The 16672-nt window shown below is 62.9% G+C and carries 14 protein-coding genes; 7 read left to right on the top strand and 7 right to left on the bottom strand.

Annotated features, from left to right (window positions below):
* Window positions 1-5: 5 nt before the first annotated feature.
* From AKI39_RS16080 to AKI39_RS16065, 4 genes are all read right to left on the bottom strand, one after another.
* Window positions 6-1622 (bottom strand): DHA2 family efflux MFS transporter permease subunit, encoded by a 1617-nt coding sequence (locus tag AKI39_RS16080; protein ID WP_083228883.1) that lies wholly within the window; start codon window positions 1620-1622, stop codon window positions 6-8.
* Window positions 1619-2812 (bottom strand): HlyD family secretion protein, encoded by a 1194-nt coding sequence (locus tag AKI39_RS16075; RefSeq protein WP_066638111.1) that lies wholly within the window; start codon window positions 2810-2812, stop codon window positions 1619-1621. Before AKI39_RS16075 ends, AKI39_RS16080 begins: the two co-directional genes overlap by 4 nt.
* Window positions 2813-2828: 16 nt before the next feature.
* Window positions 2829-4268 (bottom strand): efflux transporter outer membrane subunit, encoded by a 1440-nt coding sequence (locus AKI39_RS16070; RefSeq protein ID WP_066638108.1) that lies wholly within the window; start codon window positions 4266-4268, stop codon window positions 2829-2831.
* A 134-nt stretch (window positions 4269-4402) separates the two neighbouring features.
* A complete protein-coding gene (locus tag AKI39_RS16065) occupies window positions 4403-4903 on the bottom strand; it encodes a MarR family winged helix-turn-helix transcriptional regulator (RefSeq protein WP_066638102.1) in 501 nt (166 codons plus the stop codon).
* Window positions 4904-5068: 165 nt separating this feature from the next.
* Here AKI39_RS16065 and AKI39_RS16060 point away from each other — a divergent pair, with 165 nt between their 5' ends.
* The 3 genes from AKI39_RS16060 (at window position 5069) to AKI39_RS16050 (ending at window position 7541) form a co-directional block, all read left to right on the top strand.
* Window positions 5069-6022, top strand: coding sequence for a DMT family transporter (locus AKI39_RS16060; protein ID WP_066638101.1), 954 nt, complete (start codon window positions 5069-5071; stop codon window positions 6020-6022).
* Window positions 6023-6102: 80 nt separating this feature from the next.
* A complete protein-coding gene (locus AKI39_RS16055; RefSeq protein WP_066638100.1) occupies window positions 6103-7095 on the top strand; it encodes a quinone oxidoreductase family protein in 993 nt (330 codons plus the stop codon).
* A gap of 230 nt (window positions 7096-7325) precedes the next feature.
* Window positions 7326-7541, top strand: a complete 216-nt coding sequence (locus tag AKI39_RS16050; RefSeq protein WP_066638097.1) for a YgdI/YgdR family lipoprotein — start codon at window positions 7326-7328, stop codon at window positions 7539-7541.
* Window positions 7542-7610: 69 nt separating this feature from the next.
* On the opposite strand, the gene AKI39_RS16045 is transcribed toward AKI39_RS16050, so the two are convergent.
* Window positions 7611-8639: a class 1 fructose-bisphosphatase gene (locus AKI39_RS16045; protein ID WP_066638094.1), complete on the bottom strand. Its 1029-nt coding sequence runs from the start codon at window positions 8637-8639 to the stop codon at window positions 7611-7613.
* Window positions 8640-8664: 25 nt separating this feature from the next.
* Window positions 8665-11367 carry an aminopeptidase N gene (gene pepN / locus AKI39_RS16040; RefSeq protein WP_066638091.1) on the bottom strand — a complete coding sequence of 901 codons (2703 nt, stop codon included), beginning with the start codon at window positions 11365-11367 and terminating at the stop codon, window positions 8665-8667.
* A 168-nt stretch (window positions 11368-11535) separates the two neighbouring features.
* Between pepN and AKI39_RS16035 the strand changes: the two genes are divergently transcribed.
* A complete protein-coding gene (locus AKI39_RS16035) occupies window positions 11536-12171 on the top strand; it encodes a DUF4136 domain-containing protein (protein WP_235610665.1) in 636 nt (211 codons plus the stop codon).
* Window positions 12172-12382: 211 nt separating this feature from the next.
* On the opposite strand, the gene AKI39_RS16030 is transcribed toward AKI39_RS16035, so the two are convergent.
* On the bottom strand, window positions 12383-12751 hold the full coding sequence (locus AKI39_RS16030; protein ID WP_066638086.1) for an H-NS histone family protein: 369 nt from the start codon (window positions 12749-12751) through the stop codon (window positions 12383-12385).
* A gap of 117 nt (window positions 12752-12868) precedes the next feature.
* On the opposite strand from AKI39_RS16030, the gene AKI39_RS16025 reads away from it, so the two are divergent.
* The 3 genes from AKI39_RS16025 (at window position 12869) to aroG (ending at window position 16614) form a co-directional block, all read left to right on the top strand.
* A complete protein-coding gene (locus tag AKI39_RS16025) occupies window positions 12869-13696 on the top strand; it encodes a carbon-nitrogen hydrolase family protein (protein WP_066638083.1) in 828 nt (275 codons plus the stop codon).
* A 19-nt stretch (window positions 13697-13715) separates the two neighbouring features.
* Complete coding sequence (tldD, locus tag AKI39_RS16020) at window positions 13716-15176, top strand: metalloprotease TldD (protein ID WP_066638075.1); 1461 nt, start codon at window positions 13716-13718, stop codon at window positions 15174-15176.
* 367 nt (window positions 15177-15543) lie between these two features.
* Window positions 15544-16614, top strand: a complete 1071-nt coding sequence (gene aroG, locus AKI39_RS16015; RefSeq protein WP_066638072.1) for a 3-deoxy-7-phosphoheptulonate synthase AroG — start codon at window positions 15544-15546, stop codon at window positions 16612-16614.
* Window positions 16615-16672: the final 58 nt, after the last annotated feature.

The raw sequence follows: 16672 nt of genomic DNA, 5'->3' as shown, positions 1-16672 counted from the left end.
GCGCTTCAGTGCGCGCCGGCAGCCGCTTCCGCGGCGGCGGCGTCCTTGGCCCGCACCGGGCGCGCGAACCATACCAGGCCGGTGAGAAGAAGAAAGACCACCGCCGACCCGTAGAAGACGTCCAGCGCGGACATCGTGAACGCCTGGGTATTCAACATGCCGTTCAGCGCGTTCAGCCCCTGCTCCGCCGACATGCCTAGCGAGCCCAGCGTGTGCATGACTTGATCGTACGCCTGCGATCCGGGGGTCGCGGTTTCGGACAGCCGCGCATGATGCAGGCTTGCGCGGTTTTCCCACAGCGTCGTGGAGATCGATGTGCCGAACGCGCCCGCCGTCAGGCGGCAGAAGTTCGACAGGCCCGAGGCGGCGGGGATGCGCCAGGGTTCCAGGCCGGATAGCGTGATCGAGGTCAGCGGGACGAAGAAGGCGGCCATGGCGGCGCCCTGGATGATCGTCGGAATCATGAGCGCGCCCATGTCAGTCTGTGGCGTGAAGCTGGCGCGCATGTAGCAGACCAGCGCGAAGACGACGAAGGCGAATGTCACGATCTGCCTTGGATCGCGCGTGGCCAGCATGCGTCCGATCACGGGGGTAAGCACAATGGCCAGGATGCCTACCGGCGCGGTCACGATGCCCGCATCGGTGGCGGTGTAGTTCATATTGCTTTGCAGCCACAGCGGCAGCAGTACCACGTTGCCGAAGAAAACGCCGTAGGCGATCGCCAGCGTGACGGCGCCTACCGTGAAGTTGCGCCCCTTGAACAGCCGCAGGTCCACGATGGGATGGGCTTCCGTCAGCTCCCAGATGATGAAGAAGACGAAGGCCACCACGGTCGTGACGGCAAGCGCGATGATCGTGGGACTTTGGAACCAGTCCAGTTCCTTGCCTTTGTCCAGCATCACCTGCAAGGCGCCGACCCAGATGACGATCAGCACCAGGCCGGCTTTGTCGATGGGAAGCTTGTGGGTGACCGATTCCCGGTCCTTGTAGATGCGCCAGCTGAACCACGCGGCGATCAGCCCCACCGGGACGTTGATGTAGAAGATCCAGGGCCAGGAGTAGTTATCGGAGATCCAGCCGCCCAGCAGCGGGCCCGCGACCGGTGCCACCAGGGTGGTCATCGACCACAACGCCAACGCCATGCCGGCCTTATGCTTGGGAAAGCTGGCCAGCATCAGGGTCTGCGACAAGGGGATCATCGGGCCCGCCACGGCGCCCTGCAGCACGCGGAAGCCGATCAAGGCCTCCAGCGTGGGCGCGAAGCCGCACAGCCACGACGCCAACACGAAAAGAAGGGTCGAGGCCAGGAACAGCCGGACCTGCCCGAAGCGCTGGGTGAGCCAGCCCGTCAGCGGCACCGTGATGGCATTGGCGACGGCGAACGAGGTAATGACCCAGGTCCCCTGGCTGGTGCTGACGCCCAGGTCGCCGGACATCGTCGGGATAGAGACGTTGGCGATCGAGGTGTCCAGCACATTCATGAACACCGCGGTCGACAGGGCGATGGAGCCGACGATGCGCAGGCTGCCTTCGAGGGGCGGGTAGGCCACCGGTCGCTGCTGGCCCGAGGTGGGCGCCGGCGGTTCAGGCCTGGCCGGCACGGCGTTGCTGGCGGGATTCATTGCACGAGGTTCGCTTGCACTATTTTCTGGATCATGGCGTCGACCTGCTGATGATCGGGATCGAACGCGCGAGTGGCCAGCGCTGGTTCGGCGCGTTGCACCTGCTGCGTGACGGCGGGGCCTTCCTGCTTGCTCAGGTCCACCTCGACGTCCATGGAAAGGCCGATACGCAGCGGATGGGCTTGCAGTTCCTGCGGGTCGAGCGCGATGCGCACGGGCACGCGCTGCACCACCTTGATCCAGTTGCCGGTGGCATTCTGCGCGGGAAGCAGGGCGAAAGCGCTGCCGGTGCCGGCATCCAGGCCCACGACCTTGCCGTGGTAGGTCACGCTGCCGCCATACAGGTCGGCCGTCAGCTTCACCGGCTGGCCCACACGCATCTGGCGCAGCTGGCCTTCCTTGAAGTTGGCTTCCACCCATACCTGGTCCAGCGGCACGACATTCATCAGCGTGTTGCCGGGCGCCACGCGCTGGCCAACCTGGACGCTGCGCCGCGCCACCATGCCGGTCACGGGCGCCGGCAGCACCGTGCGGGACTGCGCCAGCCAGGCGTTGCGCAATTCGGCTTCGGACTCACGCACGTCCGGATGGTTCTCCACGCTGGTGCCGTGCGTCAGCGCCTGGTTGGTCGCCAGCTTGGCCTTGGACGCCTCCAGCGACGCCAGCGCCTGCGCAAGCCCGGATTCGGCGGACTTCAGCGTGGTCTGCGCATGCAGGATTTCCTCGCCGCTCACGCCCCCGGATTTGGCCAGCGTCTGGCGGCGCGCGAGGTCGCTGCGCGCACGCGTCAAGTCGGCCTGCGCCCGTTCCACGTCGGCCTTGCGCACCGCGACGTCAGCCGCCAGCGCATCGTTCTGCACGAACAGTGTCCGCACCTGGCGCACTGTCTGGGCCAGCTTGGCTTCGGCCTGTTGCAGGGCGATGTCGGTATCCGCGGGATCCAGCCGCACCAGCGGCGCGCCTGCCTGGATGGTTTCCGTGTCGTCGGCCTCGATGGCGACCACGGTGCCGGGCACCTGGGGCGTGATCTGCACCAGGTTGCCGTGGACGTAGGCGTCGTCGGTGCTCTCGAAATGCGAGCCGACCAGCCACCACCATGCGCCGTACGCAATGGCGATCAGCAAGAACACACCCGTTGCGATCAGCATCAGGCGCTTGCGTTTGGGATTGGAGCTTTGAGGAGCGTTCATGACGTCGTCCGATTCTTCAATGGGTGGTGTTCGAGTTGCCCTGGTTCTGTGCGAGTTCGGCGTTCGCTGGCGCCGGGACATAGCCGCCGCCCAATGCGTTGGCCAATTCGGCATCCAGCTTGTAGGTTCGGAATTGCAGATCCGTTTCCAGCCGCGCTTGCGTCAGCACTTCGTTTTGCGCGACCAGCACGGTCAGGTAATTGCCCAGGCCCGCCTTGTAGCGGTCCACGGCCAGGTTGTAGGCCGCGTCGATGGACTCGCGGGCCTGGCGCTGCTCGGCGGTTTCACGGCCGATCAGGCGCAGCGCGTCCAGCGCGTCGGCGACCTGCCGCACCGCGTCCAGGACGGTTTGGTTGTAGTCCGATACCGCGAGATCCGTATCGGCGCGGCGGCCGGCCAGATTGGCGTTCAATTCGCCGCCGTGGAAAATCGGCAGCGAGATGGCCGGGCCGATATTCGCCGCGTGGCTGGCGGCCTGCAGCAAGTTATTGGTTCCCAGCGCCTGGAAGCCGATGAAGGCGGTGATATTCACGTTGGGATAGAAATCCGCCTTGGCGACGTCGATCGTACGGCGAGCGGCTTCGGCACGCCAACGCGCGGCGACGACGTCGGCGCGGTGGCCCAGCAGGTCCAGGGGAATCGATGCGGGAATACCGCCGGGTGGCACCGTAAGCTTGGCCTCTTGCAGGCTTTGCCCGCGTTCCGGGCCCGCCCCGGCCAGGGCCGCGACCTGATTGCGCAATTGTGCCAAGGTCGTCTCGATCTGCGTCAGCTGGACCTTCGCAGAAGCCAGCTGGGAGTCCGCCTGCTTGACCTCCACCTGGGTGTCCAGGCCGGCGTTGAAACGCTGGCGCGTAATGGAAAGGCTTTCTTCGCGCTGCGCGATGATGCGATGAAGGACGGTGCGTTGCGCGAAAGCGTTCTGTAGATTCAGATAGCTTTGCACCATGGCGCTCGACAGCATCGTGCGTGCCGCCTGCCTGTCGGCCTGGGCGGCCTGTTCGCGCGACAGCGCGGCCTGCAAGGCGGAGCGGTTCTTGCCCCAGAAGTCCAGCTCGTAGCTGAAATCCAGTCCCAGGCGATTGTCGGTCTGTGTCGAACCGGCGAGCGGTTCGGGATAGATGTAGGTGCGCGATATATGCTCGCGCTGCAGTGAGTAGTCGGCGTCCACGCGGGGCAGCAGCGGCGCGCGCGCACCGCCCACGGCTGCATTGGCCTGCGCCAGCCGCGCCTGCGCTGCCGTCATCGAGGGATTGTTGGCCAGGGCTTCCTGGACCAGGGTGTCCAGTTGGGGATCTTCGTACCGCTCCCACCATTGCGTGGTCGGCCAGGCTGCGGACTGTTCCGTCAGGCCCAGCTTCTGCGCCGTGATCTCGGGCACGGGCGCGGGGCCTTTCTCCATGAATGCGCAACCGCTCAAGGCGATCACCATTAGCAAAGTCGATAAGCGTTTCATAGGGATCAGCGGGGGAGGGTAGGCGGGAAGACCATTCCGGGGTGGGAAGGCGGCGTTAAGCGTACTGTCATTTTGTTGACGCGTTACTAATTGACTAGGCAGCTATCTGGGCGAAATAATGGAGGAAATCCTGCTCAACCTTTGGCTGGCGGCACGGGCGCCGAACCGTTGGCCAGCATGCGACGCATAAAGTGGGTGAGCAGGTCCACTTCCTCTTCGGAAAACCCGCGCAGGTAATGATTCAGCGTGCGCGCGATATTCGCGGGGATCTCGCGCACCATCGCCTGGCCTTCTTCCGTGAGTTCGATCTTGACGACACGGCGATCCTGGTCGCTGCGCTTGCGGCGAAGCAGTTTCTTCGCTTCCAGGCGGTCCAGCGTACGCGTCATCGCGCCGGTATCCACTTCGTTCAGCCGGGCCAGTTCCGCGGCCGTATCCGCACGGCCCAGGGCCACCATCGCGACGGGACGCCATTGTGTCGCCGTCAGGCCCAGCGGCGCCATTTCCTGGTCCAGTGCCCGATTGAGCGAATTGAACACCAGGCGGATGAGGTAACCGGGGTTGTCCTCGACGCGGCTGCGGTCGCAGCGGTAAGGCGGTGATTCGCCTGACGTGGCAATAGGTTCGTCGTTCATGGCTTGAATATTAGCTGCCTAGGCAGCTATTGTCAAGCGCTTGCTGCGGCCTCGCGCGGTTGGGCGCCCACGGCGCCTGTGTCCCCCGCGCCCGGGGGCCGTGCCGGGACACGCACGTCAGAAAGACCGTGCACAGACACGCACGCGGAACATAAAATCGCCGCCATGAATTCCTCCGTTGCCACACCGGCCGCCGCGCTTTTTTCCAGCCGTGCCGTCGGCTTTTGCCTGGCCGCCCTGGGCGCCATCCTGTTTTCCGGCAAGGCCATCGTCGTCAAGTTCACCTACGAATATGAGGTGGATGCCGTAACATTGATTGCCTTTCGCATGCTGTTTTCGCTGCCGTTCTTTGCCTTCATCGGGTGGCGGCAATCATGCCGCGCCGATCGTGGGGAGATACCGGTGCTGACCCGCACGGAATGCATCAAGCTTGTGCTGCTCGGGCTCATCGGCTATTACCTCTCGAGCTTCCTCGATTTTCTGGGGCTGCGTTATATCAGCGTCGGACTGGAGCGCCTGATCCTTTTCCTCGCGCCGACGCTGGTACTCCTGATCACCGCGTTCTGGCTGAAGCGCCCCATCGCGCCGCGCCAATGGCTGGCGCTGTTGCTTTCCTATCTTGGCGTCGTGCTTGTGTTCGCGCACGATATGTCGCAAACGGGCGGCGGCGCGGTGCTGCTGGGTTCGGCCTTCGTCTTCGCTTCGGCATTCACCTATGCCTTGTATCTGATCGGCTCGGGCGAACTCGTGAAGCGGGTAGGCGCCATGCGGTTGACCGCCTATGCGATGTCGGTGTCCAGCATCGCCTGCCTGGTGCAGTTTTTCGTGATGCATCCGCCGTCCATGCTGATCCAGCCGGCGGGCTTTTATGGCTTGTCGCTGATTCATGCCACGGTCAATACCGTCTTGCCGGTGTTCATGATTATGAGCGCGGTGTCCCGCATCGGTCCGCCGCTGGCCGCGCAGCTGGGTATGCTCGGGCCGGTGTCGGTCCTTTTCCTGGCGTACTGGTTCCTGGGCGAACCCGTGACGGCATGGCAGCTGGCCGGCACGGCTTTCGTGCTGGCGGGCGTTTTCGTCCTGACGGCGCCCACGTCGGCCCTGGCGAAACGAAAGTAAGCCGGGTGTCCGCGCACCTGGAATGTCTTTGATCCACCTATCCCTCTTATCCGCGACGAACGCATAACAAGGAGCGTTGTATGGCCAACAACACAGTCAAGGCAATCCAACTGGAGGCCCATGGCGGCCCGGAAGTCCTTAAGTTGGTGGACGTGGAGGTGCCCCCGCCGGGTCCGAACGAAGTGACGGTGCGCCAGCATGCGGCCGGCTTGAATTTCATCGACATCTATTACCGCACCGGCCTGTATCCCCACCCGCTTCCGCATGGCTTGGGGTTTGAAGCGGCGGGCATCGTCGAAGCGGTGGGGAGCGAAGTCACGCATATCAGGAAGGGCGACCGCGTCGCTTATGGACAGAGCCCGCTGGGCGCCTACGCCGAGATGCGCAATGTGCCGGCGGCCAATGTGGTCCAGCTGCCCAAGGGCATCGGCTTCGACGAGGCCGCGGCCATGATGCTCAAGGGCCTGACGGTGCAATATCTGTTCCGCCAGACGTATCGCCTGCAGGGGCACGAAACCATTCTTTTTCATGCGGCCGCCGGCGGCGTGGGCCTGATTGCGTGCCAGTGGGCCAGGGCACTGGGAGTAAAGCTTATCGGCACGGTCTCCAGCCCTGAGAAGGCCGAACTCGCGCGTGAACACGGCGCGTGGCAGACCATCGACTATTCGCGTGAAAACGTGGTCGAACGTGTGCTGGAATTGACCGGCGGCAAAAAGGTGCCCGTCGTCTACGACGGCGTCGGCAAGGACACCTGGGAGATTTCGCTGGACTGCATCGAGCCGCGCGGCCTGATGGTAAGTTTCGGAAATGCGTCCGGCCCGGTCACCGGTGTCAATGTGGGTATCCTGAACCAGAAGGGCTGCCTGTATCTCACTCGGCCGTCGCTGGGCATACACGTCAATACGCCGGCAAAGCTGAAAGCCGCCTCTGACGAGCTGTTCGATCTGGTCCTGAAAAAGAAAATCCGCATGCGCATCGATCAGCGTTATCCGCTGGACCAGGCGGGAGAGGCGCAAACGGCGCTGGCATCGCGCAAAACCACCGGTGCGACCATATTGACGCTGGATAATTGAACCGCGAGTCCGCGGCGCAGGCAACAAAGGCCGCCCCCGAGGCGGCCTTTTATATCCCGGTGGCGCGATTGTCCACCGGGAACGAAGTTTTTTACGTTGAAGGGCGACCGTAAGCCGGTGAAACGTGCTTTGGCCCCGTTAACAGATACTCGCATTTTGCCGACATCCCGTCACCGCTCGCATGCAGGTCCTTCGATACATTGGACATGTCCTTTACGCAAGGAGATGACATGACTCTCAAGTTGACCGCGATGTCCTTGGCCGCTATCGCCGCCCTGGCCGGATGCTCTTCGCCTTCCGTCGTAACTACCCGAGACGGTTCGCAGATCGTGACCCCGGACACGCCCAAGTACGACAAGAAGTCCGGCATGTACCAATACGAGGACAACGGCCGCGATATGCAGATCAACAAGGATGACGTGAAATCGATCCAGCAGGTGAAATAGCCGCGTCCACGTGCCCGCCAATGAAAACCGGCGCAAATGCGCCGGTTTTCATTTGGCTGGATTCTTCGTCTACCGGGTCGTCTGGGCCTCGTGCTCGCGATGGTAGCGCGCCACGGTTTCCACTTCATTGCGCGATCCCAATATGACGCTGACGCGCTCATGCAGCTGGGTCGGTTCGATATCCAGGATGCGCTGCGTGCCATTGATCGACGCACCGCCCGCCTGTTCAACGATGAAGCTCATCGGATTGGCTTCGTACATCAGGCGCAGCTTGCCGGGTTTGGACGGTTCACGTGCGTCCCAGGGGTACATGAAGATGCCGCCGCGCGTCAGGATGCGATGTACGTCGGCCACCATGGAAGCGACCCAGCGCATATTGAAATCCTTGCCGCGCGGTCCCGTCTTGCCGGCCAGGCAATCGTCGATATAGCGCTTTACCGGGGGTGCCCAATGGCGCATGTTCGACATGTTGATGGCAAATTCCTTGGTGTCCGCCGGGATCTGCATGTTTTCATGTGTCAGCACCCAGGATCCCATTTCACGGTCCAGGGTAAAGCCGACCACCCCATTGCCCACGGTCAACACCAGCATGCTTTGCGGCCCGTAGACGGCATAACCGGCCGCTACCTGCTGCTTGCCGCATTGCAGGAAGTCATTTTCCGTGACGGACTGGCCGTGCACTTCATGCGGCGCATGCAATACCGAAAAAATCGTGCCGATCGAAACGTTGACGTCGATATTGGAGGAACCGTCCAGGGGATCGAACAGCAGCAGGTATTCGCCCTTGGGATAGCGGTTGGGAATCAGGTGAATGGTTTCCATTTCCTCCGACGCCATGGCGGCGAGATGGCCGCCCCATTCATTGGCTTCCAGCAGGATTTCGTTGGACATGACATCCAGCTTTTTCTGGACTTCGCCCTGCACGTTTTCCGAGTCCAGGCTGCCCAGCACGCCGCCCAGCGCGCCCTTGCTGACGGCGTGGCTGATTGCCTTGCAGGCGCGCGCCACCACTTCGATAAGCAGGCGCACCTCCGGGCCGACGGCCTGGGCCTCGCGCTGCTGCTCGACCAGGTACTGGGTTAGGGTTTTGCGTTTCAAAGGATTCTCCTAGAGCAGATAATTCTCAGGCGGCCAATTCCAGCGCCTTGGATACGATTTCCATGACATTGCGCGATAAGCCGGGGTGGTTGCGCACCCGTTCGATCGCCGCGCGCATGGGCGCCCGTAGCGAGGGAACGAAGCGTGACCAGTTATCCATGGCGCGCGCCAGGCGCGCGGCGATTTCCGGGTTCAGGGCATCGAGCGCCAGCACCTGTTCTTCCCAGAAGACATAGCCGGCGCCATTGCCGCCATGCAGCCCTCGCGCGTTGTTCAGGCAGAACTGGAACACCAGGGCGCGCGCGCGGTTGGGATTGCGCAGCGTGAAGGCGGGATGCGCCATCAGCCCCCGCACGGTTTCCACGGTGGTGGAGCGCGCCGTCGCTTGCAGCGCAAACCATTTGTCGATGACCAGGGGATCATGCTGCCATTGCTCGTAGAAGTGGCTCAGGGCACGCGTGGCGACATCCTCTTCGCCGTGGTTGACCAGTGCCGTCAATGCACCCAGCCGATCGGTCATGTTGCCGGCGCCTTCATATTGGTCCAACGCCCATTTTGCGGCTTCGGCATCGCCTCCCGCCATGAGGTGGGTCAATGCCATATTCTTCAAGGCGCGTTTGCCGGCCGGCTCCGGCGCGGGGGTATAAGGCCCCGGCGTCTGGCTATCGGTGAAGGCTTTGCGCCACAGACCGGCCAATTGCCGCCCGATTTGAGCGCGCAGGAAATCGCGCGCAAAGGCCAGGGATGGCGGGTCTATCGCCGCCATGCGTTCGGCAAGGGTTTTTTCGGAAGGCAAGGAGAGGGCGCGTGCCCGATAGGCGGCATCCAGGTCTGGATCTTCCAGCAAGGCGCGCCACGCGGCGATGAAGCCGTCACCGGCTTTCATTTCGGCGCCTGCCTGCCGCGCCGCGGTCAGGCCGAGGATCTCGCGGGTAGCCAGTTCCTGCCCTGCTTCCCAGCGCGCGAAGGGATCCGTATCGTGGGCCGACAGCAGCGCCAGCTCTTCGTCGCTCCATGGGTATTCGACGATGACCGGCGCGGAAAATCCCCGCAGCAGGGAAGGGATGGGTTGAGTGGGAACATCGTCGAATACCCACTGTTGGCGTTCCTGGGTGAGCTCCAGCAGGGCTGTCGCCGTTTGCTGGCCATCGAACCGTAGCGTGACGGGCCGGCCGTCGCGGTCCAGCAGGCCTAGCGCGAAAGGGATATGAAAAGGCTGTTTGCCCTCGGGATTGGGATGGGCTTTTTCGACGCCCACCGGCGCGCAGCGCTGTGCCAGCGTGACGGTACAGCGGCGGGCGGCCGCGTCGTAATGCAATTCCACCGTGACGCGGGGCGTTCCCGCCTGGCGGTACCAGCGGCGGAATACCTGCAGATCGCGACCCGGATGCTGCCGGGTATACACCGACTCCATGGCCGCGACGAAATCGTCGCAGGTCACGGCCTGCCCGTCATGGCGGCGGAAATACTCGTCCATGCCGGCGCGGAATCCCGCTTCGCCCAACAGGGTGTGCTGCATCCGGATGACCTCGGCGCCTTTTTCGTAAACGGTCGCCGTATAGAAATTGCCGATTTCCTGGTAGCTTTCCGGCCGGATCGGATGGGCCATCGGCCCAGCGTCTTCCGGAAACTGCGCGGCCCGCAGCGTAACGACGTCATCGATGCGCTTGACGGCGCGCGCGCTGGCGGCTGCATGCGCGTCCAGTCCCCGGGCCATCATGTCGGCGCTGAATTCCTGGTCGCGGAATACCGTCAGGCCTTCTTTCAGGCTCAGTTGGAACCAATCGCGGCACGTTACCCGGTTGCCGGTCCAATTATGGAAGTACTCGTGCCCGATGACCGCCTCGATGGCTTCGTAGTTCGCGTCGGTGGCCGTATCGGCGTCTGCCAGTACGTAGGCGGCGTTGAATATGTTCAAGCCCTTGTTTTCCATGGCGCCCATATTGAAATCGCGCACGGCGACCACCATGAAACGGTCCAGGTCCAGTTCCAGCCCGAACCGGCTTTCGTCCCAGCGCAGCGAACGCACCAGGGATTCCAGCGCCCATTCCGTCTTGGATTCGGCTCCAGGGTCGCTATAGACCTGCAGGAGAACCTGGCGCCCGGAGGCGGTATTCACCCGGGTCTCCCGGTGCGTCAGGCGCCCCGCGACCAGGGCGAACAGGTAGCAGGGCTTGGGGAAGGGGTCCTCCCACACGGCTTGCGCGCGGCCGTCGGGAAGGGGGCGGTGCTCCAGCAAATTGCCGTTGCTGAGCAGCACCGGATAATCCGTCGGCGCGCGTAGCGTGACGCGATACCGTGACATGACGTCCGGGCGGTCCGCGAACCAGGTAATGCGGCGAAAGCCTTCCGCCTCGCATTGGGTAAAGAAATTGCCACCCGATACATATAGGCCCATCAGCGTGGAATTCGCTGCGGGACGGCATCGGCTGACGATCTGTATCGATGCGCTGGGGCCCAGGTGGAGCAGCGTCAACGCATGTTCGTCCAGCGCGTATTCACCGGCATCCAGGACGCGGCCGTCCACCGACACCGAAACAAGTTCCAGGTCGCTGCCGTCCAGCCTCAGCGGCGCGGCATCATCGGGTGTGCGCCGACGTACCGTCAGGCGCGAGGTCACGGTGGTGGCTTCCGGGTGCAGGTCGAACTCCAGCGCGACCTCCGGTATATCGAACGGATAGGGCTGGTAATCCTTGCGGTAGACGGTGACGGAGGTTTCTGTACGCATGGCCATGCCTGTCGTGGTGAGCTTGGCCATTATTGTAGGGCGGTGCCCGCCGCGGGCCGCAAAACTTTGCTTCCCGTTTCCTGTCCAAGCTCATGAGCAGCCATTATGATGGTTGCATGAGTATCGACCCCTCGTCGTTTTGCAGGAGCTTTTATGTATCGAGTCCCCATGTCCTGTTCCTGGCGCTGGGCACAAGCAGCGATCCTGGTACTGGTCACGGGTCTGCTTGCGGGCTGCGCAAGCACACCGACCGTGTCGGCGCGCGTAACGTCATTCCAGGAATGGCCGGCGGACGCAACGGGACAGCGGTATCGCTTCGTGCCTGCGGATCCCAGCCAGAATAACAACCTGGAGTATCAGAGTTTCCAGGACATGGTGCGAAGCGGGATCAGCCCGACCGGCCTGGTAGAGGCCGGGCCCGGCCAGCCAGCCCGTTTTGATGTGTCGTTCCGGTATGGGGTGACCCAGACACAGGTGAATGTCCGCAGGCCGATCGACCCTTATTTCTACGGTGGTTATGGGCCGGGCTTCTATGGCGGCCGATATTGGGGCGGCCCGTGGGGCCCTGGGTTCTGGGGACCCGATTGGGTAGATGTTCCGTCTGTCGCTTATCGCAATGCGCTTACAGTTGAAATACGCGACGCCAGCCAGGGCGGCAAGGAGGTTTACCGAGCGACGGCGTACAGCGTGGCCGAAAACGACCGGCTTCTGAAAGTGATGCCTTATTTGGTGCGCGCCATTTTCGACGGCTTTCCCGCCAACAACGGTTCCGAACGGCAAGTAAGCTATGTCATGGACAGATGACCCGCCGCCCCTCAAAGTGCAATACCGCCAAGGCGGTATTCTGCCTGGGAATGCATTCGACGCGGCTGCCCCTGGCGCCGTTGCGTTCAAAAGGCGCAAGCCCCGTGCAATTGCACGGGGCTTGCTGGAAAAGCGGGGACCGCGGTCGCGGTAGCCTGGAGCCCAAACCTGATTGCCCAGCGCCGGCGTCGCGCGTTCTGGCGTGGCGATACTACTGGATGAGGAAGCTTTCGCGCGATGCACCGGCGGCTTCCGCGGCCGTCAGCCAGCGCGGCGCTTTACCGCGGCCGCTCCAGGTTTCACCGGTATCCGGATGGCGGTATTTCGGGGCGACGGCACGCTTTGCCGGCGTAGCGGCGGTTCCGGCAGCGCTCTTGCGGCCCGGGCCGCGGCGCGCGGCGGGCTTGCCGAAGGCAGCGACGATTTCTTCCGGAGTGATATTGTATTCACGCATCGACCGGATGATCGAAGCAACCACGGGCTTGCGGCGCTTCATCTGCAGCGCTTCGGCCTTTTTACGGAGCTTATCGATCTCCTTTTCGATCCTGGCTTGCTGGACGGAGTAGGTCTCTCTTGGCATGGTATATCGATCCTTATTATCGAACGGATTTTCAGACCAGATTATAGTTATTTTGTCGACAATAGCACAAAACGAGTTGGGAATTATCCCTGGAATTCTTGAATCTATTTGTTTCCGATGACTGAACTTTCTTCCGCCACTTCCACACCCGCCCGCGTCGCGGCAGTCCAGATGGTCAGTACGCCCATTGTCAGGGAAAATCTGGATGCTGCGTCCCATTTAATCGCAAAAGCGGCCGAATCCGGGGCCCGATTAGTGGCCTTGCCAGAATATTTCTGTTTCATGGGACAAAAAGATCACGATAAGTTGGCCATACGGGAAACGCAGGGGGCTGGCCCGATCCAGGAGTTTCTGTCCGACCAAGCGGGCCGGCATGGCTTATACGTGGTTGGAGGAACGTTACCCCTCGCCAGTCCCGATGCAAGCCGGGTGTACAACACCTCGCTGGTATATGGACCGGACGGCAAGTCCCTCGTGCGATACGACAAAATCCATTTGTTCAATTTCAAGCGCGGCGCCGAGTCCTACGACGAGTCCATTGCCATTCGGCCAGGGACCGAAGTACGCACCGTCGATACGCCGTTCGCCAGAGTCGGTCTGTCTGTGTGCTATGACCTGCGGTTCCCGGAGCTGTATCGGGCGCTGGGGCAGGTGGATCTGATCGTGGTGCCGTCCGCGTTCACCTATACAACGGGCAAGGCGCATTGGGAATTACTGTTGCGCGCCCGGGCCATCGAAAATCAATGCTATGTGCTGGCGCCGGCGCAAGGTGGCGTGCACCCCAATGGCCGCCGCACCTGGGGGCATTCCATGCTCATCGATCCTTGGGGCGATATCGTCGACGTCCTGGCCGAAGGGCCGGGGGTGGTAGCGGGTAACATAGACCCCGCACGGCTGTCCGAAGTGCGAACCGCCTTGCCCGCACTACGCCACCGCGTCATGTGAATCCCACCGAGTTGCCGATATGAAAATCACCGATCCCGACATTCAAGCCCTGGCCACCGCCAAATCCCTGCTTCTCGATCCCTGGGGGTTGAGCGAGGCGGACATGGCGCGCGCGCTGGGCGAGATATTCACGCACAAGGTGGATTACGCCGATCTTTATTTCCAGTACACCCGCAGCGAAGGCTGGAGCCTGGAAGAAGGCATCGTCAAGACTGGCAGTTTTTCCATTGGTCAGGGCGTGGGCGTGCGGGCCATCAGCGGCGAGAAGACCGCGTTTGCATATTCGGATTCGCTGTCCGCGGATGCCTTGCTGTCATCCGCCCGGGCGGTGCGTGGCATCGCGCGGCAAGGCGCCGGCAAGGCCAAGGTGCGCGCACAGGGCGGGGCGGAGCCGGCGCGTGACCTGTACCCGCCCATCGATCCCCTGCTTACGCTCAGCGCGCCCGATAAAGTGGCTTTGCTTGAACGCATCGAACGCATGGCCCGGGCGCGTGACCCGCACATTATTCAGGTGATGGCGGGTTTGGGCGCGGAATACGACGTCATCCTGGTGGCGGGCAGCGACGGCCGGCTGGCGGCCGACGTGCGGCCGCTGGTACGGCTGTCCCTGACGGTAATCGCCGAACGTGACGGCCGGCGCGAAATGGGGCATGCGGGCGGCGGTGGCCGTTCCGGCCTGGCCTATTTCACCGACGATATCCTGCGCGGCTATGTCGAGCATGCCGTGCACGAAGCCCTGGTGAATCTCGATGCGAGGCCGGCGCCCGCGGGCGAAATGACCGTGGTGCTGGGCTCCGGCTGGCCGGGCATCCTGCTGCACGAAGCCGTGGGGCATGGACTGGAGGGTGACTTCAATCGCAAGGGGTCCAGCGTCTTTGCCGGGCGCATCGGCGAGCGCGTGGCTTCCAAGGGCGTTACCGTCGTCGACGACGGCACACTGCCGGATCGCCGCGGCTCGCTGAACGTGGACGACGAGGGCAATCCGACGCAGCGCAATTTTCTGATCGAGGACGGCATCCTGCGCGGCTACATGCAGGACACGATGAACGCGCGCTTGATGAAGACGGCGGCCACCGGCAATGGACGGCGTGAATCGTTCGCGCATCTGCCGATGCCGCGCATGACCAATACCTATATGCTGGGGGGCGATACGCCTCCCGAAGAAATCATCGCTTCGGTCAAGCGCGGCCTGTATGCCGTGAACTTCGGCGGCGGCCAGGTGGATATCACCAGCGGGAAGTTCGTGTTCTCCGCGTCCGAAGCCTACATGATCGAAAACGGCAAAGTCACTTATCCGGTGAAGGGAGCCACGCTGATCGGCAACGGTCCGGACGCCATGACGCGTGTCAGCCTGATCGGCAACGACATGCAGCTCGACTCCGGCGTCGGCACCTGCGGAAAGGAAGGCCAGAGCGTGCCCGTGGGCGTCGGCATGCCGACCTTGCGCATGGATGGCCTGACCGTGGGCGGAACGGCCTGAGCGCGGCCACCGGGCGCCGCCTGGTGTGGGAGGCGGCGGCCAGGCGGTATTCCGCCATGACCGACGCCTTTTTTTGTGCTAGGATTTGCCGCGATGTAAATGCGCGTGACACCGGACGGAAGCACCCACCGGCCAGGTTACGCAGGGTGCACCTTGCATCCGGCTGAATAGAGTCGAATATGACGTACGCAAGCAACCGCGGCCTGGCCGCCCGATTTTATTTTTATGGCTTTCCGATGCCGCTGGCGGAGGAAGGGTTGCGCGCAAACTGAAGTCCGCGAAAATCCCCCCAAAAAGCCGCCAGCGATCTGGCGGCTTTTTTCATGTCCGCCAGCCTGGCAACGTACCCCCAGGAAGGAGCATCACCGTGTCACACAATACCGATGACCTGCGTATCCGAGAGATCAAGGAATTGACGCCCCCGGCGCATGTCATGCGCGAATTTCCCTGCAGTCAGTCGGTGTCCGACACCGTTTATTCGGCACGCCAGGCGCTGCATCGCATCCTGCACGGTATGGACGACCGGCTTGCCGTGGTTATCGGTCCATGTTCGATCCATGATCCCAAGGCGGCGCTGGACTATGCGAGCCGATTAAAGCCCGTACGCGACCGCCTGCAGGGCGATCTGGAAATCATCATGCGCGTTTACTTCGAAAAGCCGCGCACGACCGTCGGTTGGAAAGGGCTGATCAACGATCCGGACCTGGACGGCAGCTTCAACATTAACAAGGGCATACGCGTCGGCCGCGAGCTGCTGCTTGAAATCAATACGCTGGGGCTGCCCGCGGGATGTGAGTTCCTGGACATGATCACGCCGCAATATATTGCGGACCTGGTGTCCTGGGGGGCTATTGGCGCGCGCACCACCGAAAGCCAGGTGCATCGGGAACTGGCTTCCGGGCTGTCATGTCCGGTGGGTTTCAAGAACGGTACCGACGGCAATGTGAAGATTGCAGTCGATGCGATCAAGGCGGCGTCGCAGCCCCACCATTTTCTTTCGGTCACCAAGGGCGGGCATTCCGCCATCGTTTCCACCGCGGGCAACGAAGACTGCCACGTGATCCTGCGTGGCGGCAAGGCGCCCAATTACGACGCCGCCAGTATCGAAGCCGCCAGCCAGGAATTGGCCAAATCGGGGTTGGCGCAGCGCCTGATGATCGATACCAGCCACGCCAACAGCAGCAAAAATCCACAGAACCAGCCTTTGGTGGCCCAGGATATCGGCCGGCAGGTCGCGGGAGGCGATGCCCGGATCGTCGGCTTGATGGTGGAAAGCCACCTGCTGGCGGGCCGGCAGGACCTCGTTCCCGGCCAGCCGCTCACCTATGGGCAGAGCATCACCGATGGCTGTATCGCTTGGGATGCTTCCGTCGATCTGCTGGAAGGGCTGGCCGCGGCGGTGAGGGAACGCCGGCGCGGCGCAAGCAGCGGAAAATAATAGGGCCGCAGCGCCCGACGCCCGGCGTCGGGGCGGCGTAGAATGCCGGTATGAGTCC

Origin of the sequence: Bordetella sp. H567 (assembly GCF_001704295.1) — a bacterium.
GTDB lineage: Bacteria > Pseudomonadota > Gammaproteobacteria > Burkholderiales > Burkholderiaceae_B > Bordetella_C.
This window is presented reverse-complemented; position numbering and strand designations above follow the sequence as displayed.